The 20,874-nt window shown below is 41.2% G+C and carries 23 protein-coding genes; 16 read left to right on the top strand and 7 right to left on the bottom strand.

Translation table 11 applies throughout. From position 1 onward, the window contains the following. Window positions 1–3: 3 nt before the first annotated feature. Window positions 4–1,137: an acyl-CoA desaturase gene (locus PNIG_RS15920; protein ID WP_011329524.1), complete on the bottom strand. Its 1,134-nt coding sequence runs from the start codon at window positions 1,135–1,137 to the stop codon at window positions 4–6. A 126-nt stretch (window positions 1,138–1,263) separates the two neighbouring features. Between PNIG_RS15920 and fabR the strand changes: the two genes are divergently transcribed. From fabR to PNIG_RS15885, 6 genes are all read left to right on the top strand, one after another. Further along, window positions 1,264–1,884, top strand: coding sequence for an HTH-type transcriptional repressor FabR (gene fabR / locus PNIG_RS15915; protein ID WP_011329523.1), 621 nt, complete (start codon window positions 1,264–1,266; stop codon window positions 1,882–1,884). A 394-nt stretch (window positions 1,885–2,278) separates the two neighbouring features. Next, a complete protein-coding gene (gene leuA / locus PNIG_RS15910) occupies window positions 2,279–3,832 on the top strand; it encodes a 2-isopropylmalate synthase (protein WP_011329522.1) in 1,554 nt (517 codons plus the stop codon). Next, window positions 3,829–4,905 (top strand): 3-isopropylmalate dehydrogenase, encoded by a 1,077-nt coding sequence (leuB, locus tag PNIG_RS15905; RefSeq protein ID WP_011329521.1) that lies wholly within the window; start codon window positions 3,829–3,831, stop codon window positions 4,903–4,905. Before leuA ends, leuB begins: the two co-directional genes overlap by 4 nt. A gap of 67 nt (window positions 4,906–4,972) precedes the next feature. Further along, window positions 4,973–6,373 carry a 3-isopropylmalate dehydratase large subunit gene (gene leuC / locus PNIG_RS15900; protein WP_089368871.1) on the top strand — a complete coding sequence of 467 codons (1,401 nt, stop codon included), beginning with the start codon at window positions 4,973–4,975 and terminating at the stop codon, window positions 6,371–6,373. Next, window positions 6,373–6,972 carry a 3-isopropylmalate dehydratase small subunit gene (leuD, locus tag PNIG_RS15895; RefSeq protein ID WP_011329519.1) on the top strand — a complete coding sequence of 200 codons (600 nt, stop codon included), beginning with the start codon at window positions 6,373–6,375 and terminating at the stop codon, window positions 6,970–6,972. Before leuC ends, leuD begins: the two co-directional genes overlap by 1 nt. Window positions 6,973–7,566: 594 nt before the next feature. After that, window positions 7,567–8,160, top strand: coding sequence for a hypothetical protein (locus PNIG_RS15885; RefSeq protein ID WP_011329517.1), 594 nt, complete (start codon window positions 7,567–7,569; stop codon window positions 8,158–8,160). Between the two features lie 2 nt (window positions 8,161–8,162). Here PNIG_RS15885 and PNIG_RS15880 read toward each other — a convergent pair whose 3' ends face one another. Further along, window positions 8,163–8,519: a hypothetical protein gene (locus PNIG_RS15880; RefSeq protein ID WP_011329516.1), complete on the bottom strand. Its 357-nt coding sequence runs from the start codon at window positions 8,517–8,519 to the stop codon at window positions 8,163–8,165. Window positions 8,520–8,619: 100 nt separating this feature from the next. Between PNIG_RS15880 and PNIG_RS15875 the strand changes: the two genes are divergently transcribed. Further along, window positions 8,620–9,060, top strand: a complete 441-nt coding sequence (locus PNIG_RS15875) for a tellurite resistance TerB family protein (RefSeq protein WP_089368870.1) — start codon at window positions 8,620–8,622, stop codon at window positions 9,058–9,060. A gap of 12 nt (window positions 9,061–9,072) precedes the next feature. Here PNIG_RS15875 and PNIG_RS15870 read toward each other — a convergent pair whose 3' ends face one another. Then, window positions 9,073–9,639, bottom strand: coding sequence for an NADPH-dependent FMN reductase (locus tag PNIG_RS15870; protein WP_089368869.1), 567 nt, complete (start codon window positions 9,637–9,639; stop codon window positions 9,073–9,075). 354 nt (window positions 9,640–9,993) lie between these two features. Here PNIG_RS15870 and PNIG_RS15865 point away from each other — a divergent pair, with 354 nt between their 5' ends. Both PNIG_RS15865 and PNIG_RS15860 read left to right on the top strand, forming a co-directional pair. After that, window positions 9,994–10,890, top strand: a complete 897-nt coding sequence (locus PNIG_RS15865) for a LysR family transcriptional regulator (protein WP_089368868.1) — start codon at window positions 9,994–9,996, stop codon at window positions 10,888–10,890. Next, entirely contained in the window at window positions 10,890–11,120 is a 231-nt protein-coding gene (locus PNIG_RS15860; RefSeq protein ID WP_089368867.1) for a hypothetical protein, read from the top strand. The genes PNIG_RS15865 and PNIG_RS15860 overlap by 1 nt, the downstream gene beginning before the upstream one ends. 5 nt (window positions 11,121–11,125) lie before the next feature. Here the strand turns inward: PNIG_RS15860 and norR are convergent, their stop codons facing one another. After that, window positions 11,126–12,712, bottom strand: a complete 1,587-nt coding sequence (gene norR / locus PNIG_RS15855) for a nitric oxide reductase transcriptional regulator NorR (protein ID WP_089368866.1) — start codon at window positions 12,710–12,712, stop codon at window positions 11,126–11,128. A gap of 159 nt (window positions 12,713–12,871) precedes the next feature. Here norR and PNIG_RS15850 point away from each other — a divergent pair, with 159 nt between their 5' ends. The 3 genes from PNIG_RS15850 to hmpA are packed head-to-tail and all read left to right on the top strand — an operon-like array spanning window position 12,872 to window position 15,605. Next, window positions 12,872–13,141 (top strand): hypothetical protein, encoded by a 270-nt coding sequence (locus tag PNIG_RS15850; protein WP_089368865.1) that lies wholly within the window; start codon window positions 12,872–12,874, stop codon window positions 13,139–13,141. Further along, the gene (locus tag PNIG_RS15845) at window positions 13,141–14,373 is read left to right on the top strand and encodes an NnrS family protein (protein ID WP_089368864.1); all 1,233 of its coding nucleotides are present in this window, start codon (window positions 13,141–13,143) and stop codon (window positions 14,371–14,373) included. The genes PNIG_RS15850 and PNIG_RS15845 overlap by 1 nt, the downstream gene beginning before the upstream one ends. A 50-nt stretch (window positions 14,374–14,423) precedes the next feature. Further along, a complete protein-coding gene (hmpA, locus tag PNIG_RS15840) occupies window positions 14,424–15,605 on the top strand; it encodes an NO-inducible flavohemoprotein (RefSeq protein ID WP_089368863.1) in 1,182 nt (393 codons plus the stop codon). Window positions 15,606–15,910: 305 nt separating this feature from the next. Here the strand turns inward: hmpA and PNIG_RS15835 are convergent, their stop codons facing one another. Further along, window positions 15,911–16,564 (bottom strand): endonuclease, encoded by a 654-nt coding sequence (locus tag PNIG_RS15835; protein WP_011329507.1) that lies wholly within the window; start codon window positions 16,562–16,564, stop codon window positions 15,911–15,913. 262 nt (window positions 16,565–16,826) lie between these two features. On the opposite strand from PNIG_RS15835, the gene PNIG_RS15830 reads away from it, so the two are divergent. The 4 genes from PNIG_RS15830 (at window position 16,827) to PNIG_RS15815 (ending at window position 19,843) form a co-directional block, all read left to right on the top strand. Then, complete coding sequence (locus tag PNIG_RS15830; RefSeq protein ID WP_089368862.1) at window positions 16,827–17,792, top strand: DnaJ C-terminal domain-containing protein; 966 nt, start codon at window positions 16,827–16,829, stop codon at window positions 17,790–17,792. Next, window positions 17,792–18,076: a chaperone modulator CbpM gene (locus PNIG_RS15825; protein WP_089368861.1), complete on the top strand. Its 285-nt coding sequence runs from the start codon at window positions 17,792–17,794 to the stop codon at window positions 18,074–18,076. Before PNIG_RS15830 ends, PNIG_RS15825 begins: the two co-directional genes overlap by 1 nt. Window positions 18,077–18,168: 92 nt before the next feature. Next, on the top strand, window positions 18,169–19,137 hold the full coding sequence (locus tag PNIG_RS15820) for an IS30 family transposase (RefSeq protein WP_089368737.1): 969 nt from the start codon (window positions 18,169–18,171) through the stop codon (window positions 19,135–19,137). Between the two features lie 325 nt (window positions 19,138–19,462). Next, on the top strand, window positions 19,463–19,843 hold the full coding sequence (locus tag PNIG_RS15815; protein ID WP_011329504.1) for a hypothetical protein: 381 nt from the start codon (window positions 19,463–19,465) through the stop codon (window positions 19,841–19,843). Window positions 19,844–19,845: 2 nt separating this feature from the next. Here PNIG_RS15815 and PNIG_RS15810 read toward each other — a convergent pair whose 3' ends face one another. After that, window positions 19,846–20,289 (bottom strand): PaaI family thioesterase, encoded by a 444-nt coding sequence (locus tag PNIG_RS15810; protein WP_011329503.1) that lies wholly within the window; start codon window positions 20,287–20,289, stop codon window positions 19,846–19,848. 98 nt (window positions 20,290–20,387) lie between these two features. Beyond that, the gene (locus PNIG_RS15805) at window positions 20,388–20,840 is read right to left on the bottom strand and encodes an SRPBCC family protein (RefSeq protein ID WP_011329502.1); all 453 of its coding nucleotides are present in this window, start codon (window positions 20,838–20,840) and stop codon (window positions 20,388–20,390) included. Between the last annotated feature and the right edge of the window lie 34 nt (window positions 20,841–20,874).

Here is a 20,874-nt window from a genome sequence, read left to right as displayed (position 1 = left end):
ATATTAACTAAAAGAGGCTTTTAATAACCTCGCATTAAGTGCTAGCCATGCCTGCTTTTGGTTTTCCCAGGCGGCTTCCAGCTCATGGTATTGTGCCATTAATGCTGAACGTTCACACTGCTTTGCCATGTTATTTTTTTTAACTTCTAACACTTGTTTTTGTAGTGAACAATAATTTTGCAGTTTTTTCAGCAGTAAATCATATTCTTGTTGTAATAATGTAAGCTTATCTTGTGCTAAAGGCAATTTTGCAAGACGAACTTGTGTTTTGCTCATTAAAGTTTCGGCCTTGGCTTTTTCAATGCGTTCAACCGGTGTGCGCTTTAGTTTACTGGCTAAACCAAGGGCAGCTAACGAGCGAATAACCCATTTAGTGGGGTCATAATGAAACCACCTAATGCCGTTACGGTAATCACTGGCAAAAATATGGTGAAAGTTATGATACCCCTCGCCATATGTAAATAGGGCTAAAAAGCCGTTGTCGCGGGCGGTATTTTTTTCGGTGTACGGACGAGAGCCCCAAATATGGGCTACCGAATTAATAAAAAAGGTAAAGTGCTGACTAAGTACTAAGCGCAGTAAACCGGCAAGTAATAACATGCCCCATACATCGCCAACTAGTAATCCTAGCGTAAGAGGTAGGCCTACATTCATTAAAAGAGCTAACTTTAAATAATGTTTGTGTTGCCACATTACAATTTTATTGCGTTGTAAATCGCGACAGTTACTGTAATCGCCGTAGCTATCAGCTTGATAGTCACGTAACATCCAGCCAATATGGCTATACCAAAAACCATTGGTTGCGGCATAAGGGTCTTTTATTGGGTCGTCAACTTGGCCGTGATGCACACGGTGGTCGCTGCTCCAATGTAGTGCACTGTTTTGCAGTGCAAATGCACCGCCTAAGGCAAACACAAACTCAACCGCCGGATGGGCGTTATAGGTTTTATGTGCCCACAATCTGTGGTAACCGGCAGTAATTGATAAGCCTGCATAAAACATACAGCCGACAAAGGCAATCCAGTGGGCACTAGAAAATCCGTAGTTAATACCATACCAAGGCACAAGCGTTATCGCGGCCAAAAAAGTAAGGCTAAAAAATAGGACGTTGGTCCAAATAAGTGGTGGTTTGTTCATAATTCTCTATCTCAGCGTACAACTGTAAGCTAAAATAATATTTCAAACTCTTGTCGTCAAGTATTAGACTGAGTAATTAAACTATTTTAATCAAAATTTGCTATAAATTCATTCAGGGAGCTGTTGATGTCGGGTGTTAGAGCGCAACAGAAACAAAAAACACGACAAGCGTTAATTGAGGCGGCATTTAATCAGTTGAGTGCCGATCATAGCTTTTCAAACTTAAGTTTACGCGAAGTTGCGCGTGAAGCCGGTATTGCACCAACTTCTTTCTATCGACATTTTAAAGATATGAACGAACTGGGTTTAACCATGGTTGATGAAGCGGGTTTAACCCTGCGTCAACTTATGCGCCAAGCGCGCCGACGCATTGCCAGCGGTGGTAGCGTAATAAATACCTCGGTGGTGACCTTTATGGAGTTTATTGACAACTCGAGTAATCAATTTAGGTTATTACTGCGCGAACGATCTGGTACTTCAAAAGCGTTTAGAGCGGCGGTAGCACGCGAAGTTAAGCACTTTATTTTAGAGTTGGCGCACTACCTAGAAAGCGAAACAAAATGCGATGCCACCCATGCGTATATTCAATCTGAAGCCATGGTAACACTGGTATTTAATGCTGGAGCAGAAGCGCTTGATTTAGAGGGCTTACAACGCGATGAGTTAGTAGAGCGTGTTATTTGGCAATTGCGCTACATTACTCGTGGTGCAACGCATTATGTGCGAGAAACAAATAAAGAGATTTAAACAGAGTAAAAAGTTAATCTAAGCACTGTGCTTTACAGTGCTTAGTAATTTAAGCACTTTGCGGTGCTTTATTGTTAAAAAACCTCACCAAGCCTTGCTTTAGTGCATAATTATTTCTGTTTAAAGCGATGTTAAATACAAAAATTAGAATTTTTATGCTTGCACCTTGTGCATGGTAATGTTAAAAATAAGCCTCACTCGACACAAATAAGAAAGCAAGATGCATATTATTCGTTTAATTACACTAAAACTGAACCTCTTACTGCTATGGCAAGTGAGCGGGGATTAGTGTGTTTGCATTGAGCTAAACATAAAAAACCCCGCACTTGCGGGGTTTTTTTTATCTCGCGGTAGGATAAGTTAACAATAAATAGCATTGGAATGAGAGGCTGTTATGCAAGACCAAGATAAAGTATGGATTTTTGATACCACATTACGTGATGGTGAGCAGGCGCTTAAAGCAAGCCTTACCGAAGATGATAAAATTCAGCTAGCGCACACCATTAGTCGCTTAAATGTAGATGTAATGGAAGTGGGTTTTCCGGTATCGAGCCCAGCAGATTTTCGCTCCGTGCAGCGTATTGCTACCGAGGTTAAAGGGCCAATTATTTGTGGCCTAGCGCGCTCAGTTGCTAAAGACATTGAAGCATGTGGCGAAGCACTTCGTAACGCGCAGCAAAGTCGAATTCATACTTTTATTGCTACCAGTCCTTTGCACCTTGAGCACAAGTTACGCATGAGCTTAGACGATGCCACTGCTATGGCAGTTAAATCAATTAAATTAGCACGTAACTATACCGATGATGTGGAGTTTTCGTGTGAGGACGCCGGACGTACACCGCATTGGGATTTATGCCGCATTGTAGAGCAGGCCATTAAAGCCGGTGCTTCTACTATTAATTTACCCGATACAGTTGGCTTTGTAACGCCGGACGAATACGCAGGCATGATCCGCCATTTAATGAACAATGTGCCAAATATTGATAAAGCACGCTTAAGTGTGCATTGCCATAACGATTTAGGCTTAGCTGTTGCCAACTCTATTGCTGCTGTGCAAGCGGGTGCTCGCCAAATTGAGTGTACTATTAACGGCATTGGTGAACGTGCGGGTAACTGCTCACTTGAAGAAGTGGCAATGATCATGAAAATGCGCAAAGACCACTTAAACGTGTATACCGATATTAAAAGTGAAGAAATTTATCGCGCATCTCGCCAAGTGGCTAAAATTTGTAATATGCCAGTACAGCCTAATAAAGCCATTGTGGGCGAGAACGCCTTTGCACACAGCTCAGGTATACATCAAGACGGCGTATTAAAAGCGCAAAACACCTACGAAATCATGTCGCCAGAAAGTGTGGGTGTACCGAGCAACCAATTAAATATGACTTCACGCTCTGGACGCCATGTTATTGAACATCGCTTAGAAGAATTAGGCTATCAAAAGTCTGATTACGATATGGATAGTCTATACGAAAGTTTTATAGCCTTGGCTGATCAAAAAGGTACTGTATACGATTACGACCTTGAAGCGATGATTTACTTTAATCAAATTAACGACAAAGACGAAAAGTACCAATTAGAGTTTGTTAACTCGGTATCTAACTCACAATCGGTAGCCAGCTCTACTATTGGCATGTTGATAGATGGCGAAGCTAAACAAGAAGCAGCAACGGGGAATGGCCCAGTTGAAGCCTCTTTTGCTGCTATTGAGCGCTTAACCGGAATGAGCGTAGAAATGATTGAGTATAACTTAGAAGCCACAGGCCAAGGTGCAAGTTCACTTGGGCAGGTAAACATTATTGCTAAATTTAACGGCCGCCCTTATCACGGTGCCGGCATAGCAGCAGATGTGGTGGAAGCGTCGGTACGCGCTATGGTTCGTGTTTATAATTTAATTTATCGCGCACAAAAAGTGTCTGATTTAAAACAACAAAGGAAAGCAGGATGAGTAAAACAAACTACAGTGTAGCCGTATTAGCGGGTGATGGTATTGGCCCAGAAATAATGGCAGCAGCAGAGCAAGTACTGGATGCAGTGAGCAATAAGTTTGGTTTTACTCTAAACCGCGAACACCATGCAATTGGTGGGGCAGCCATCGATAAGCATGGAAAAGCCTTACCACAAAGTACAGTTACAGCCTGTGAAAATGCCGATGCTATTTTATTTGGTGCTGTTGGTGGTCCAAAGTGGGAACATTTACCGCCCGATGAGCAACCTGAGCGTGGATCACTGTTACCACTGCGCAAACACTTTGGTTTGTTTTGTAATTTACGCCCAGCACAATTATTACCAGCACTAAGCACCGCATCGCCACTACGCGCTGATATTAGCGAGCAAGGCTTTGACATTTTGTGTGTACGTGAGCTAACCGGTGGCATTTATTTTGGTGAAAAAGGGCGCAGCGGCGAAGGCGAAAATGAATCAGCATTCGATACGCAAAGATACTCACGTAAAGAAATAGAACGTATTGCACGTTTTGCCTTTGAAGCCGCAAAACTGCGTAGTAGCCATGTTACTTCGGTTGATAAAGCCAACGTTTTAGCATCAAGCGTACTATGGCGCGAAGTTGTTACCGAAGTAAGTAAAGACTACCCAGAAGTAAAACTTGATTATATTTACGTAGATAACGCAGCAATGCAGCTTGTAAAACAACCAAGCCAGTTTGATGTATTACTGTGCGATAACTTATTTGGCGATATTTTGTCTGATGAGTGCGCGATGATCACCGGCTCTATGGGGTTATTACCATCGGCTAGTTTGAACCAGTCGGGCTTTGGTTTATACGAGCCTGCCGGTGGCTCAGCCCCCGATATTGCAGGTAAAGGCGTGGCAAATCCGATTGCACAAATTTTAAGTGCCGCACTAATGCTGCGTTACTCATTGGGCCAAGACGAAGCTGCACGCACCATTGAAAAAGCAGTAGCTGAAGCCGTTGCAGCGGGCGTAGGTACGCCAGATATATTTCCAAACGCTGGCTATACCACCAATGATGTTGCTGCAGCGATTGTTGCGCGCATTTAACTAAAAACACATTTTAATGCCGCAGCTCCGTTAGGCTGCGGCTCAAAACAGATTAGGGGATTAGCAAGTGGCCCAAACGTTATACGACAAAATTTGGCAAGCACATACAATTGCCAGCATCAACGAGCAAACCGATTTACTTTATATTGACCGTCATTTAGTACACGAAGTTACATCACCACAAGCCTTTGCTGGTTTGCGTGAAAAAAACCGCACTGTACGCTGCCCAGAAAAAACCTTCGCTACTATGGATCATAATGTATCGACCAAAAGTCGCTCATTGGATGCTGCTAGCGAAGTGTCGAAAAATCAATTAATGGCGCTAGATGCAAACTGTAAAGAGTTTGGCATTGTGCTTTACGATTTAAACTCAATTAACCAAGGCATAGTGCATGTTATGGGGCCAGAGCAGGGCATAACTTTGCCTGGCACTACCATAGTATGTGGTGACAGCCATACGTCGACTCATGGTGCCTTTGGTGCGCTTGCTCACGGTATTGGCACCTCAGAGGTTGAACACGTATTAGCAACGCAAACACTGCAACAAAAAAAGGCTAAGTCGTTAAAAATTCAAATAAATGGCCGTTTGCGTCCCACCGTTACTGCAAAAGACTTAATTATGGCGGTTATTGGTAAGTTAGGTACAGCGGGTGGCACGGGCTACGTTGCAGAATTTTGCGGTGAAGGAATTGAAGCGTTGTCGATGGAAGCACGTATGACGTTGTGTAATATGAGTATAGAAATGGGTGCCAAAGCAGGTTTAATTGCTTCTGACCAAATCACTTATGATTACCTAAAAGGTCGCCCATTTGCTCCTAAAGGCGCTGATTTTGACGCAGCTGTTAAGTATTGGGAAACATTAAAAACAGATGATGGTGCGCAGTTTGATCATGTTGTTGAGCTAGAGGCCAGCTGCATTCAGCCACAAATTACTTGGGGCACTAGCCCAGAGCAAGTGATTGGCGTAGACGAGTGTATTCCTGATCCTGATAAAGAACCTGATCTAATTAAAGCTGATGCGATCCGCAGTGCATTAAAGTACATGGGCCTAAAAGCGGGCGAAAAGTTATCAAGTGCAAAAGTAGATACCGTGTTTATTGGCTCGTGCACCAATAGTCGTATTGAAGATTTACGTGCAGCAGCAAAAATAGTCGAAGGTAAAAAAGTAGTTGCCGGTATTGAAGCGTTAATTGTACCGGGTTCTGGTTTAGTTAAAAAACAAGCCGAAGACGAAGGCTTAGCAGATATTTTTAAAGCAGCTGGCTTTGAGTGGCGTGAACCGGGTTGTTCAATGTGTTTAGCAATGAACGACGACCGCTTAGGTGCAGGTAAACGCTGTGCATCCACCTCAAATCGTAACTTTGAAGGACGTCAAGGCCGTGGCGGGCGCACCCATTTGGTTAGCCCTGCAATGGCCGCTGCGGCAGCTATACATGGTCACTTTGTTGATATTAGAGGAGAAGCCTAATGAGCATTTATTTTAGTGGCTTAATGGCCCCATTGGATAAAAACAACGTGGATACGGATCAAATTATTCCAAAGCAGTTTTTAACCTCAACCAGCCGCGAAGGCTTTGATGCCGCATTATTTTATGATTGGCGCTATTTAGAAAATGACGAGCCAAACCCTGATTTTATTTTAAATCGCCCTTGCTACCAAGGCGCGCAAATATTACTAACGCGCGACAACTTTGGTTGTGGGTCATCACGCGAACACGCGCCATGGGCACTAAAGCAATATGGTTTTGAAGTGATTTTGGCTGAAAGCTTTGCCGATATTTTCTTCAATAACTGTGGCAATAATCAAATGTTAGCCATTGCACTGCCTGGCGATACGCTAGAGCAATTATTTGTGTTAAGTGAGCAACATGACGATATTCATATCGATATCGATCTTGAAAATCAAACACTGACTAGCACTAAATTTGCCCCCATTAGTTTTGATATTCGAAAAGATGTAAAAGAGCGCCTATTAAGCGGCCTAGACTTTATTGGCGTAACCGAAACGCTTAACCCACAAATAGACGCGTTTGAGCAGCAACTTGCTGCAGAGCGTCCTTGGCAGTAAGTTGTTAAAATAAATAAAAAGACGTATTTAGCGCAGCATAAGCTGCGCTTTTTTATTTTAGCGGCAACACATTAATTGTTTTATCAATTTGTTCAAAATAAAAATGCAGTAGCTAAACTAGCGGCGGAAATGGCTGCTATTATTAATAAGTTTATCCTTTTAAAGGTTTGAAAACGGGTTACTTTCGAGTCATCTATGGTCGCAAAAAAGCCATTTTTAAATGATTCAGCAAGGTTGGCATGTGCTGTTCCATCTAAAGAGTTTTGGGTAAGCTTTTGCCATTAATTTGGGTGTTGCTGAACAAGGTATTTACATAGGGAAAGGTAATAACGATTTTGTAAAATCAATAATAATATGACTATTATTAAGCCTATATAATTTGTCATTTGGTTCTGCGCTCCATGCTAGTTATTAATTTTACAGTTGACAGTATTTAATTATTATATTTTATTGCAACAATTTATATTTTAAAATTATCAGCGAGTTGCAAGTATCATTTGTTGGTTACTCCTGCACTTTGGTGGTTCATCGTGATTACTTCCTTTAAGTGAGTTAAAGGGCTATGGTACTAAAAACTATTATAAGGAATATGTGATGAAATTATTAACTGCAGCCACTTTATTATTGGCTTCATCAACTGTTGTAGCAAGCCCTGCGCCTTTGGTGTCTATTGCTAGCCACGATGCGTTTTTTAGTAATATTGCTGCACATTGCGGTAAAGCTTATGAAGGCAAGGTAAGTGTTGATAACGCCGCGGGACCAAGCTCGTTTGCGGGCAAAAAATTAGTAATGCATGTACGTAAATGTACCGACAGTGAGCTGCAAGTGCCATTTCATGTGGGTGATGATGCATCGCGCACTTGGATTATTACTAAAACGGGCAGTGGCTTAAGCTTAAAGCACGACCATCGCCATAAAAATGGTTCTAACGACATCTCAACTATGTATGGCGGGCATACAAATGATGCTGGCTTTGCACAAATGCAGTCGTTTCCTGCCGATCAATATTCAAAAGAATTATTTGTTGCACAAGGAATAGCACAGTCGGTAGGTAATACTTGGCAAATGTATATTTATCCTGAGGTATTTACTTATCGTTTAATTCGTCAAGGCCGCGAATTTAAAGTGGATTTTGATTTAACTAAACCCATCACTCCGCCAGCAGCCCCTTGGGGATACACAGACTAAAATTATTCATCTTCGCACTGTAGTAAAACACTTAATGCTGGTTGGTAAGCTCTAGGGTTAGTAGGCATACTTTCGTACTCTTGCACGCCATCCAGCACTTTAAGCATAAATGTTTTATTAAGGCATAAGCGATTAGCATGGCGTAGTAAAAATACACTCTGATTTGCAAAGTGTTTGTAATCGTCTGACTGGATCTCTATTTTATAGTTATCATCGTCGAGTTTTGTTTGGTAATAATGTACTTTATTATCAAAGTCGTAGAGTTTTTCTGTTTTTGCTTGTTCGGCAAAAGCTGTGCCTACGCTTGAACAAGCTAGCAAAGCACTGCCAATAACTAAGCTAATGTTTAATCCTTGCATAAATAATTCCTTTAATTTTCGAACTTTATACCCATTAATACTATCAGTATTAAGCGCTATTTATTTATATTAAGTTTAACACCCAATAAGGGAAAGTGTGATGTTCAAACAAATAAAACAACTTTTTTCTGTATTCGATGAGCAACAGCCAAGTATGCAAGAGCATGATTTAAAAACAGCGGTTGCTGCATTATTAATTGAGGTAATGCGCGCCGATGCTAAGTTAGATGATGATGAACAACATACTTTAACGACTACCTTAAAACGCTATTTTGCATTAAACGATGCAGACGTAAACGAGCTGCTAAATAATGCAAACAGTAGCGTGGATAGCGCGACAGATTATTTTCAGTTTTCAAAACAAATTAACCAACATTGTAGTGCTGTGCAGCGCATTGAAATAATAGAGTTATTATGGCGCTTAGCCTATGCCGATGGTGAGATTGATCCGCAAGAAGAGTACGTAATACGTAAAGTGGCAGGCTTGTTATATGTAACTCATGTAGATTTTATCGCCGCTAAAATTGCGGCGACAAAATAGAGCTTTAGCAGGTTAGCTAAGCTTGCTGGCAACAGTTACTAATTGTTGTGCTAATGCAGACACTTTTTCTGCTGTATTTGGGTTATTAATTTGGCCATTTTCATCGAGTATAGTATGCACAGCCGGTACTGCTAGCTGATCGGCAAGTACTAATGAGCCAACACCACTTAAAATATCACGCACGTGGTTTAAGCCACGTAGACCACCTAATCCACCGGGCGATGCTGCAAATAACGCCACTACTTTATTGCGAAAAGCAGGTACTGCACCTTGCTCTGTGCGAGAAGCCCAGTCGATTGCATTTTTAAGCGCTGCAGTAATAGAGCCATTGTATTCAGGGCTGGCTAATAAAATACCATCTGCAGCACGTAACTTCTCTTTTAACAGCTGCACATCGGCAGGAGTACCTTGCGCTTCAATATCTTGATTAAAAAGTGGGATATTTAAATCGGCAAGTTTAATTATTTCTACTTCTGCACCACTTTCTAATGCAAAGCGTGCTGCTTCATTGATCAGTTGTTGATTAAAGCTGTCTTTACGTAAACTACCTGCTAAAGCAATAATTTTTGGTGCTGTCATGGTTTATCCTGCTAATGTGTTAGTAAATCACTTAATCAAAGTTCGGGCTAATGTAACCTGATCTCCGAATAATAAACTTATCTCAAGCAGCTGTCTTCAGCGCTAACTGCGTTGAATTTACTTGCAATAGGCCAGCTATTGACGCGTAAATTCGCCTTGTTATCACTGAAAACCTCTGGCTAGAGAAAATAAAATTAAATATAACGATGATTCAATATGTTAGTAAATCTCTTAACCAGAGTTCAGGTTAATGTAGATAATATGGGGCTACTTTAACAAAAAATGACTTGAAGAAAACCCGAATAAACGCAACACTTATGTGCGTATATGCACATAAGTTTAAGGTGGCACAGTATGGCGGTTAAGTTTGAAGATTGGCAAGATGTTAAAGTGGCTTTTGAGGTTGCACGTTTAGGTACCTTAACTGCGGCGGCAGAGGCGCTTAATGTGCACCATAGTACAGTGCTTAGGCGAATTAATAATCTTGAAAAAAACTTAAACACACGTTTGTTTCATCGCCATGCTCGTGGCTATAAAGCAACAGAAACAGGCGCTAAGCTGTTTAGTACCGCACAAGTGATCGACAGCTCTCTTGAGCAGTTACATAATGATATTGCTGCGGCTGATAGCACACTGCGCGGCAGTTTACTGTTAACCACGGTTAGTGGCTTTATGGATGTGCTTGGCGATGTGTGCGAGCAATTTCAGGCGCTACATCCACAAGTGCAGCTTGAGATGATTTTAGAGCAAAAGCGTTTACGGCTCGATCACGGTCAGGCGCACATTGCCGTACGGGCAGGGCCAAGGCCCGATGAAGGCGACTATATTGCACAGCATTTGGCTCAGCTTAACTCGGGTTTATATGCTAATCGGCGATATATTAATAAATATGGTATGCCTAAATCGCTGAGTGATTTACAGCAACATAACTTTATTTCTGGCGTGGCGGGCTTTAATGCGCGGGTGCCGTATTTTGAATGGGTAGATCAGCATATTGCAGCGCCGCAAATAAAACTGCGTGTGTCAGAAACCTCAGAAGCTACGCGTGCTGTAATTAAAGGCTTAGGAATTGGTGGGTTACAGCACAATGTTGCGGCTCAATACGCTAATTTAGTACCCATTTTATCTAATGAATTAATCTGGTGTACTGATATATGGCTAGTAACGCATCATTTGGTGCATCGTACCGCAAAGGTACAGGCGTTTAGCCAATTGTTAAAAACCTATTTTCAAACCAATAAAGCAAGCTAATGTGGCATTATAAAAACTTAGGTGATGCTATGTTTGCAGATGCAGAGCTGGCTAAAATAAAACAGCTAGCAAAGGCTACCAACGCACCACTTTACGTTAAATATTACGCAAAAAGTGGACTGCATTGTGAAGTGTTACTGTATTTTTCGCCACACTATCAATCGCTTGCTGCTCTGCTGGGGGCTACTTGCTGTAAAGCCCCTAACTTAGATGAACTGACGGTTTTATAGCTATTTTATAGCGACTTTTTGACTGAAATACCTAAGCGTTTAGCCAAGCGAACTAAGTTTGCACGGTCTACTTTTAAGGTGCGTGCTGCACTTGCCCAGTTATAATTATGTTGCTCAAGCTGCTGACTAATTAAATGATGGGTAAAGGTATCGGTTGCTTGCTTAAGTGATAAATTTTGCTCTGCTATGTTAGTGCTACTGCCAGTGGTGGTGTTTGTGGTACTAGCAGGTAATGATAACTGTGTTGTATTACTCGCACTAAGGTTTAGCTCACAGTGCTCGGGCTTTATGGTAATAATGGCTTGTTGCCATTGGCTTTGTTTGGCCTTTAGTGCTGCGCGGCTAATTACATGTTCTAGCTCCCGTACGTTACCCGGCCACTGATATTGGGTTAACAATAATTGTGCATCGACACTTAACTTAAGTTGTTTTATTGCTAATTTTCGTGCGGTTTGCTCAACAAAAAAACCAGCTAATAAAACCACATCGTTTTCACGCTGGCGTAACGGCGCTACCGTTAGCGGGTAGACACTTAATCTATGGTATAAATCGGCTCTAAAGCGTCCTTCGGCTACTTCTTTTTTTAAATTACGATTAGTAGCAGCAATAACCCGCACATCAACATATTTCACTTCGTCTTCGCCTACTGTTTGTATTTCGCCACTTTGTAATACCCGTAGCAATTTACTTTGTAGTACCAGTGGTAGCTCGCCTATTTCGTCTAAAAATAAAGTACCACCGTGCGCTAGCTGAAACTTACCTTGGCGCGCATGATCCGCCCCAGTAAAAGCGCCTTTAGCATGGCCAAAAAACTCACTTTCGGCGAGATTTTCAGCAAGCGAAGCACAGTTTAAATGAATAAGTGGCTGCTCACTGCGTTTCGAGTGTAAATGAATATTACGTGCAACCAGCTCTTTGCCTACGCCGGTTTCGCCTAAAATTAACACACTAAAATTAGAGGCGGCGACAAGTTTTATATCATTTTTAAGTGCTTGTATTGCTGAGCTTTGACCAATAATTTCGCCGCCATCACGGGTGAGTGCTTCGCGGTTAAGCTCTTGCACTAAGGCGCTAGAATGCTGTGCATGTAATTTGTAATGAGCCAGCTGTAATGCCGTTTTAAAATGTGCGCTGCATAGCGTTTGTAAGGTGCTAAGCGTTTGCGCACTAATAGCGTTAAAGGCATTGGCATTTAGGCTGTCAAACGTAATCACACCTAATAACTGTTGTTGATAAAATAGGGGTAAACCTAAGCAAGCATGTACCGGAATGTCGCCAGTTTTTGCTAGTAGTAAGCCGTCGTACGGATCGGGCAATGGACAGTCATGGGCAAATTGCAGTGGTTGCTGAGTATTACAAATAGCTTCTAAGCGCGGATGCTCACTAAGCTTAAAACGCCGCCCCAGGCTATCTGGCATTAAGCCTTTAATTGCAAGTGGCTTGAGCTGCTCACCTTGTAGCTCAAGCAGTGCGCTGGCATCACTGGCAATCACTGTTTCAAGGACAGTAAGTAATTGCTCAAAACAGTTTTTATCTAATGTGCTTTGAGCCAGCTTTACCGCTACGGCAGTGAAGTTAATTGCGCTGCTCATGTCAAAATGACTCTTATGTGTTTTTTAGTTTGATTTATGGTAGGTCATAAAGACATAAAAAGCAAAGGTGGATAAGTTAGTTCATTGAAATATATATGTTTATTTTATTGGCACGATAAGTGTAATAGGTAGTTAAGTGCATTAGTTGTTGAGGCCGTTATGAACACCTTGGTTATACATAATCCAAGCTACAAAATTGAGACAGCTTGTTTACTGAAAAAACTACTGCTAGTGGCAAACTCATTATTAGCAGCTAGTTGTGCATTACTAATAACCAGTATTTTAATTAGCTACCCTTTTGCCGGTTACTTTTCTATACCGGTGCAAATTTCGGCACATATTAGCACTATTGTTATTGCTGCTATTTTAAAAATTAGCTATGTGCTGCGTTGTATCGCACTGCATGGCATGGGGAAGGAAGTTCGTTAATGCGACCTATTAATTTATCTCAGCCGGTACCGGCTAATATTCGCTTTTACCAAATAACGCAGTGGCCAGTATGGATGCTGCCATTTAGACCCTATTTTTTAGCCGCAGGCTTGTTGGCTTTTAGTTCAATAGGCTACTGGTTATTAATTTTAACGGGTAGTGCAACTTGGCAGTTAACAATCCCCGCTACATTATGGCATGCCCATGAAATGTTATTTGGTTTTGCAGGTGTTGTTGCAGTGGGTTTTTTACTTACCGCCGCGCAAACTTGGACTGGAGTACCTAGCATTAGTGGCAAAAAGTTAATGCTATTAACGCTGCTATGGCTTGGGGCGCGAGGCGCATTTTTTGTGTCTTTGCCTGCTTTTGCACAATTTAATTTATATGCGGTGTTAGTGTTACAGCTTGCATGGTGGCTAGGTGTTATTGCAGCATTAGCTAATATGTTATTAACCGCTAAAAGCAAAAATAACTATCAATTTTTAGTGCTATTAGCGGCGCTGTGTACGTTAAATATTGTTTACTTGGCCATGCTGATTGAACAAAACATGCAGTTTGCGCTCGCCATTGTTGATACAGCAGTATTACTGATGACCTTATTAATTGGCATAGTAGCAGGGCGTGTATTGCCATTTTTTACCAGTAAAGGCCTTGGTTTAACAGCGCAGGTACGTACAGCTAACGTTGACTCAGTATTACTGTATATGAGCGTTTTTAGTATTGCGGTGTTTTTTCTTAGTCAGTTATTTTTTAATCAGCTAAACCCAGGCTGGGCACTTGCTGTTGTTGCTGTGCTGCATTTAATCCGTAGTTTTTATTGGTGGGATAAAAACGTACTTAAAGTTCCTTTGTTATGGTCTTTGCATTTTTCGTACTTGGCACTAGGTGTAGGTTTAATGCTGGTAGCCATGAGTTTTTACAGCAGTGTTATTTTATTTAAAGATGCATTACACCTCATTACCATAAGTACCATAGGGATGATGATTTTAGCCATGATGACACGCGTATCTCATGGGCATACCGGGCGCTCTTTGACTATTCCACATTATATGGCGGTTGCTTTTGCTTTAGTGTTAGTGGCTGGGATTACTCGTTCTTTACTGCCTTTTGTTATTGGGCCACACCTAGCTTGGCAGCTAAGTGCTGGGCTGTGGCTAATTGCCTTTTTATTATTTTTAATTCACTGCACACCTATTTTAACACAGCGTCGTGTTGATGGGCGTCGTGGTTAACCTATACCTATTTTATTAATTGGGTATTATTCACACGTAGGAAAACCTAGATGTTATCGGATAAAACTATTGAAATTGTTAAAAGTACTGTTCCTTTATTAGCAGAGGCAGGTACGGTTGTTACTGATCATTTTTACAAGCGTTTATTTAGTCATAATCCTGAGCTTAAAAATATTTTTAATATGAGCAACCAAGATACCGGCCGTCAACAATTTGCATTATTTAACGCATTGGCTGCTTATGCACAAAACATTGATAATTTAGAGGTGTTAAAAGCGGCACTTGGGCGTATTAACCATAAACATACTAGTTTAAATATTTTGCCGGAGCACTACCCAATTGTTGGTGCACATTTAATTGGCACGCTGAAAGAGCTTATTCCTGAGCAGTTCACGCCAGATGTTGAATATGCTTGGCGTGAAGCGTATGGCGTACTTGCTGATATTTGTATAACTGAGGAAGCTGCTTTATACGAGCACAGCAAAAATAACTTAGGCGGTTGGGCAGGCACACGTCAGTTTGCAATAACTAATAAGCAGGCTGAGTCAGAGCTGGTAACTAGCTTTACGCTTACGCCAGTTGATGGCGAGGCAGTAATTGCCCATAAACCGGGTCAATATTTAGGTATTAAAGTTAAGCCAGAGGCTAGTGAATATGAAGAGATCCGCCAGTATTCTATTTCGCAAAAAAGTAATGGTAAAAACTACCGTATTAGCGTTAAAAAAGAGTTATTACCAAACCCTGGCATGGTGTCTAACCATTTACACTCACTAGAGCAAGGCGCAATAGTAGAGCTATATCCGCCAGCAGGGGATTTCTTTTTACGAAATAACACCAGCCCTGCTGTGCTTATTTCAGCGGGTGTTGGGCAAACGCCAATGGTAGCAATGTTAGAGACGCTATTAAGCGATACTGCTAATCAAAATATTATGTATTTGCATGCTTGCGAAAATGCTCAGCAGCACTCATTTGCTAATTATTTAAATGAACTAAGCACTGTTTACCCGCGCTTACAAACCATGACTTGGTTTAATCAAGGCGATGCAGGAGCTGATTTTACCGGTTTTATGGATTTACACGCAGTACAAGCGCAATTGCCACTGAGCAACGGCGACTTTTACTTGTGTGGACCCGCTAATTTTATGGCCTTTGTGAAAAAACAACTGCTAGAATTAGGCGTTAATAACGGACACATTCATTACGAAATTTTTGGCCCGCATCAAGATCTATAATATTTATAGAATAAAACTCAATTAAAAAAGCGCGCTATTGGGCATTACTTCAATAGCGCGCTTTTTTGTGCCGTTAAATAACCTGAACTCCGGATAATAAACCTATCTCAAGCAGCTATTTTCAGCGCTAACTGCGTTGAATTCACTTGCAATAGGCCAGCTATTGACGCGTAAATTCGCCTTGTTTTCACTGGAAATCTCTGGCTAGAGAAAATAAAGCTAAATATAACTATGATTCAATACGTTAGTAAATCTCTTAACCAGAGTTCAGGTTAAATATTAAACTGGCTCCTAATACCTTTAAATTAAAGCTTTTTGGTATTGGTTTGCGCGGCATACGCTTGTTGTTGCCAAGCATTAAATAACTGCTGTTGTTTATTTGATATTTTTAAGCCGTAAGTTTTTTGCATATAGGCATAGGCGTCGGCTATTTGTTTACGGGCATAAAAAGGAGGCTCTATTACTCGTTGTTTAAAGTTAACTTTAACTTCACAGCGACCGTATTGGGTGGCGCTTTCACTAAGCATTCCAAATCGATAATTAGAACGATCTGCGTTAATTTCACCAATAGCAGGAGCTAAGTTGTTTATATCGGCTTCCATCTTTCTAAACTTAGCACTTACTTTACGGCAGTTTTTACGCCCGCCATCTTGCCAGCATTGTAATTGGTGGCCAAACTCCCAGGCAGGCACAATATGCTCCCATTCTATGCGTAAAGCGCGTGCATTTACGTTACCTGAGCGGGTATGTGTATTGCGTGGCACATAGCCACAGTTAGTGGGGTCGGGAACTAGTTTTTTACCCTGTTTTTTTATATCGCAGCCACAGTAAATACTTTTAGCATTACTAGGGAGGGTTTTAATTAGGTGTCTTTTAGCGGTTGAAAACCGAGTGAATTCTTCAGCCGATAGCGAAAAGCATACAAAAAAAGCCAACAAGGCTAAAATAAATCGAGTCATATCCATCACATACGTGAACTACAGGAGCGGCTAGTTTAATGACTTGAAGCTAAAAGATAAAGTTTACTTAAGCCATATTTACCGTTCTTTAGTATTTAACCTTAGCTCTGGTTAAGAGATTTACTAACGTATTGAATCATAGTTATATTTAGTTTTATTATCCGGAGCTCAGGTTATCTACTTTAAATTGTTGTTTAAATAAACAAAAGTTGTTACTTAAAGAGTATGATGAAAGCTCATAAGTTTGTGATTTGGATTGCGAATGAAATTTATAGATTATTATGCCGTGCTTGGAGTATCGCCCGATGCAGACGATAAAGCGGTTAAAGTAGCTTATAAAAAGCTAGCTAGAAAATATCATCCAGATGTAAGTAAAGAACCTCAAGCCGAGGAAAAGTTTAAAGAGATAGGTGAAGCTTACGAAGTTATTCACAACAAAGAAGAGCGCGCTAAATACGATGTGTTACGTCGTAATCAACAAAACCGTGCTCAGCAGCAAGCAAATTATGGCGGTAGCTATGGCTCGTCACAAAACCATTATCAGCAAGGTGATCCCCAAGCCGATCAGGAGTTTTCTGATTTTGTAAATTCAATGTTTGGCGGCGCAGGTGGGTTTAACCATGGCGGGCAGGGCAGAACTGGTGGCGCTCGTGCGCAAAAAGGACAAGATGTGGAAATTGAATTCCCGGTATTTCTTGAAGAAACGTTAGTCGATACCGTTAAACCAATTGAGTTTATGCTGCCGCAGCGAGACAGTAGTGGCCGTGTATCTGAAGTTAAAAAATCGCTTAAAGTTAAAATTCCTGCCGGCTCGGTTAATGGCGAACGCATTCGCTTAAAAGGCCAAGGTGGATTAGGTTCGGCAAATGGCCCTAATGGCGATTTGTATTTGCAAATTCGCTTAGTGCCTCATCCATTATTTGACGTTGAGGGGCATGACCTAAATATAGTGGTACCTCTTGCACCATGGGAAGCTGCTTTGGGCACTAAAATAAATTTACCTACATTAGCCGGAAAAATCCAACTAACTATTCCAGCTAATAGTCAATCGGGTCAACGTTTACGCATTAAAGGTAAAGGGTTAATTAGTAAAAAAGCCAAAGGTGACTTATTTGCTGTGATTAAAATTGTTAATCCAGCATTGAGTGATGATGTTAGCAAAAAGCTTTGGCAAGAGCTGGCCGAAAAAGCCCATTTTGACCCCCGTAGCAATTGGAGCAAGTCATAATGAAAATTATCGAGGCACCACAAGGCAATTTACTCACTAGCCAAGAATTGTGTGTGAGTAGTGATATTAGCGAAGCCATATTATATGAATTGGTTGAGCACAGCATTGCTATTCCTATTGAGGGCGAGCGCGTTACAGAATGGCAATTTACGGTATCAACAGTGATCTTAGTTAAAAAGGCTGCGCGTATTCAGCATGACTTATCGTTAGATTGGTCTGCTATTGCTTTGGTTTTACAATTATTGGATGAACGGGATGAGTTGATTGCTGAAAACCAAACCTAGATTCAAATTGTAAGTGCATAACTTGTTTTGGCTAGATTAAGTGGTCAGTTGCTCATAAACTAACTGCTTTTTCTCCGGCAAGAGATTTTACAATGAGACATTACAAACAACTGACCTATGCGCAAAGATGCCAGATCGCCGTTCTAAAGAAAAGCGGTTTTACGCAACAAAGTATTGCTGAGCTAACTAATTTATCGCAATCTACGATTTCAAGAGAGCTTTCTAGAAATACAGGTAAGCGAGGTTACAGACACAAACAAGCTCATGAGCGGGCTTTGTTTCGCCGAAGAAGTGTAAGAAAACCGCTTAAGATGACACCTGAAATGATAGCTTTAATTACCCAGAAGCTTAATGAGAAGTGGAGTCCTGAACAAATAACGGGATGGTTACGCAAAGAAAGTGAACTGTCTGTCAGCCATGAATGCATTTATCTGTATATCTGGGAAGATAAAAAAGCAGGTGGTGAGTTATACCTACATCTGCGCCGACACGGTAAGAAATATCACAAGCGCAGTCATGGTAAAACAAACCGAGGGCAAATAAAAAATCGCGTTAGCATTGAAGAGCGCCCACAAATAGTTGATGAGAAAGGTCGTATCGGAGATTGGGAAATAGATACCGTCATAGGTAAAGGTCATCGAGGCGCCCTTGTTACCATTGTAGAGCGGGTTACCCAATTCACTGTATCAACTCAGGTGGCAGGCAAAACAGCACAAGCCGTCACTACGGCGACGATAGAGCTATTAAGGCCATATAGGTCAGCGCTTCATAGCATCACGGCTGACAATGGAAAAGAGTTCGCTTATCACGAGCAAATCACAGAGGCTTTAAGTGTTCCTGTTTATTTTGCTCACCCTTATCACTCATGGGAGCGCGGATTGAATGAAAACACGAATGGATTACTACGTCAGTATTGGCCGAAGAGCACCGATTTTAAGGCGGTAACACCAGCGCAAGTTATACCAGTACTTGAGCAACTTAATAATCGTCCGAGGAAGACACTTGGATTTGAAACGCCTGCAAAATTGATGCAGGATCACTTGGCGGCTAAAGCCGCCTAAACGTTATGCACTTCAGATTTGAATCCGCGAAATGTTAAAGCAGCACTTAAGTCGATTTAAACATTTAGAATAAAAAATAGTGGTTAAATTTTAAATGCGAGTAGCTAGCTATTTTTATGGAGCTAGCTCAGCACTTTTATAATAGTGAGCTTTTGGTGCTTAAATATTTTTTATTCGTGAAATAAGAGTAAGTAAAGCGTCAATAAATGCGTAAAAATAGCCGACTATTCAGATAAAAAAGGTGAATATTGCAGAGTTGATTTGGTATAAGCGTAAAACTGCGTTAAAGTTTACAGCGAACTAATTAGAGGATAAACAGCAGACAATGTCGGAAATTCAATTTTTAAATGTAGACCTAGAGCTTGAGTCAAAGCAAGATATTAGCGTGCTTGTAGCTGACCTAAAAAAAATCGCCACTATTTTACATTATGATAAAGACGAATACCGTCAGTTAGCGCGTATAGAAGTAACAGGCGAAATATCTTCACCGGATAAAGCAATTAACCACTTATGTGAGTTAGTAGAGTCATGCTCGCGGGCTGCACTTAAGCAATGGTTGAGTTGTTCGCGCCGTACCTTTGATATTGGTTTTGAATCGGGCACTTCGCCAAAGTGTTTTAACCAAGCGCTGCACGCCGATACATTATTACGTATATCGGCAATTGGTGCAGGCATGGAAATTACTATTTACCCGCTAGAAAAATAGCGTTAGCCTTTGCGCTCTACAACAGCTGCGGTCATTTTTGATACGCAGCAAAGCTCGCCGCGACTATTCGTTATTTTTATTTCCCATACTGAGCTACGTTTGCCAATATGAAACGCTTTTGCGGTGGCGGTTAAGGTGCCATTACGCGAGGCTTTTAAATGGCTGGCACTGATCTCTTGCCCTACACAATAAAATTTAGTGAAGTCGACCACAAAATTAGCCGCGTAGCTGGCAACACTTTCGGCTAAAACCACGTTTGCTCCGCCATGCACCATGCCTATAGGGTTATGGTGCGCAGGAATTGCTGGCATAGTGGCAACTAAGTAATCATCACCAATTTCAGTTATTTCAATCCCCATGGTTTTCATCAGTGTACCTTGGCCATTTATGCCTTGGTCTAACTGCTTACAAAACGCTAAAGTAATAGGTTGATGCCAAATACTCATTGTTACTCCTTTAAAGGTTGAAAACGATAACCGATAATACGATTTTTCATGGCGATATGATAGCCAAATTAGTGCAGCTACTGCATGGTAATACAGTGCTACTTTTTGCTTTCTACATAGTGCTTAATTTCATCGAGATCTTTTTTTAGCATTTTACGCATCGAACTTTTAAGAAAAAACCCTATCACTGCAGAGATCATTTTTACCCAAATAGACTCAGAGCTATCAGAAAAAGTCATGGTTAAACAGGTGCTAGGTTCGGCGGCGGTAAGTGACAGCTTAGTGGTATAAACTGCCCCGCCATTTTCTGCGCGAGTGCAATAGTATTCATTAGTAACAGCTTCGGTGATCCACATGGTTTCTGAGGCTGCTTTGCCAAAAATTTTTCGTGTTTCTAACCATTTTAGGCCCACTAGCCCTTGTGGTGGCTTCTCGATTATTTTTACATCAATAATGCCAGACAGCATATTGGCACTGTTTTCGATGTCAGTTATTGCCGCCCATACTTTACGTTTAGGACCGTTAATTATTACCGCTACAGTGATATTCATAACACTCTCCGTTAATTCACATTGATGAAGTTAA

The sequence above is a fragment of the Pseudoalteromonas nigrifaciens genome (assembly GCF_002221505.1).
Taxonomy (GTDB): domain Bacteria; phylum Pseudomonadota; class Gammaproteobacteria; order Enterobacterales; family Alteromonadaceae; genus Pseudoalteromonas; species Pseudoalteromonas nigrifaciens.
The sequence above is the reverse complement of the archived record's forward strand: the minus strand, read 5'-3'. Positions and strand labels throughout refer to the sequence as shown.

Excerpts from the sequence above, each read along its gene's own strand:
- hmpA (WP_089368863.1), top strand. The coding sequence starts at position 14,424 with ATGTTATCGGATAAAACTATTGAAATTGTTAAAAGTACTGTTCCTTTA.
- leuB (WP_011329521.1), top strand. The coding sequence starts at position 3,829 with ATGAGTAAAACAAACTACAGTGTAGCCGTATTAGCGGGTGATGGTATT.
- PNIG_RS15830 (WP_089368862.1), top strand. The coding sequence starts at position 16,827 with ATGAAATTTATAGATTATTATGCCGTGCTTGGAGTATCGCCCGATGCA.
- PNIG_RS15835 (WP_011329507.1), bottom strand. The coding sequence starts at position 16,564 with ATGACTCGATTTATTTTAGCCTTGTTGGCTTTTTTTGTATGCTTTTCG.
- PNIG_RS15805 (WP_011329502.1), bottom strand. The coding sequence starts at position 20,840 with ATGAATATCACTGTAGCGGTAATAATTAACGGTCCTAAACGTAAAGTA.
- leuD (WP_011329519.1), top strand. The coding sequence starts at position 6,373 with ATGAGCATTTATTTTAGTGGCTTAATGGCCCCATTGGATAAAAACAAC.
- PNIG_RS15825 (WP_089368861.1), top strand. The coding sequence starts at position 17,792 with ATGAAAATTATCGAGGCACCACAAGGCAATTTACTCACTAGCCAAGAA.
- PNIG_RS15820 (WP_089368737.1), top strand. The coding sequence starts at position 18,169 with ATGAGACATTACAAACAACTGACCTATGCGCAAAGATGCCAGATCGCC.
- PNIG_RS15870 (WP_089368869.1), bottom strand. The coding sequence starts at position 9,639 with ATGACAGCACCAAAAATTATTGCTTTAGCAGGTAGTTTACGTAAAGAC.
- leuA (WP_011329522.1), top strand. The coding sequence starts at position 2,279 with ATGCAAGACCAAGATAAAGTATGGATTTTTGATACCACATTACGTGAT.
- PNIG_RS15885 (WP_011329517.1), top strand. The coding sequence starts at position 7,567 with ATGAAATTATTAACTGCAGCCACTTTATTATTGGCTTCATCAACTGTT.
- PNIG_RS15875 (WP_089368870.1), top strand. The coding sequence starts at position 8,620 with ATGTTCAAACAAATAAAACAACTTTTTTCTGTATTCGATGAGCAACAG.
- PNIG_RS15850 (WP_089368865.1), top strand. The coding sequence starts at position 12,872 with ATGAACACCTTGGTTATACATAATCCAAGCTACAAAATTGAGACAGCT.
- PNIG_RS15920 (WP_011329524.1), bottom strand. The coding sequence starts at position 1,137 with ATGAACAAACCACCACTTATTTGGACCAACGTCCTATTTTTTAGCCTT.
- PNIG_RS15880 (WP_011329516.1), bottom strand. The coding sequence starts at position 8,519 with ATGCAAGGATTAAACATTAGCTTAGTTATTGGCAGTGCTTTGCTAGCT.
- PNIG_RS15815 (WP_011329504.1), top strand. The coding sequence starts at position 19,463 with ATGTCGGAAATTCAATTTTTAAATGTAGACCTAGAGCTTGAGTCAAAG.
- PNIG_RS15810 (WP_011329503.1), bottom strand. The coding sequence starts at position 20,289 with ATGAGTATTTGGCATCAACCTATTACTTTAGCGTTTTGTAAGCAGTTA.
- PNIG_RS15865 (WP_089368868.1), top strand. The coding sequence starts at position 9,994 with ATGGCGGTTAAGTTTGAAGATTGGCAAGATGTTAAAGTGGCTTTTGAG.
- PNIG_RS15845 (WP_089368864.1), top strand. The coding sequence starts at position 13,141 with ATGCGACCTATTAATTTATCTCAGCCGGTACCGGCTAATATTCGCTTT.
- norR (WP_089368866.1), bottom strand. The coding sequence starts at position 12,712 with ATGAGCAGCGCAATTAACTTCACTGCCGTAGCGGTAAAGCTGGCTCAA.
- PNIG_RS15860 (WP_089368867.1), top strand. The coding sequence starts at position 10,890 with ATGTGGCATTATAAAAACTTAGGTGATGCTATGTTTGCAGATGCAGAG.
- fabR (WP_011329523.1), top strand. The coding sequence starts at position 1,264 with ATGTCGGGTGTTAGAGCGCAACAGAAACAAAAAACACGACAAGCGTTA.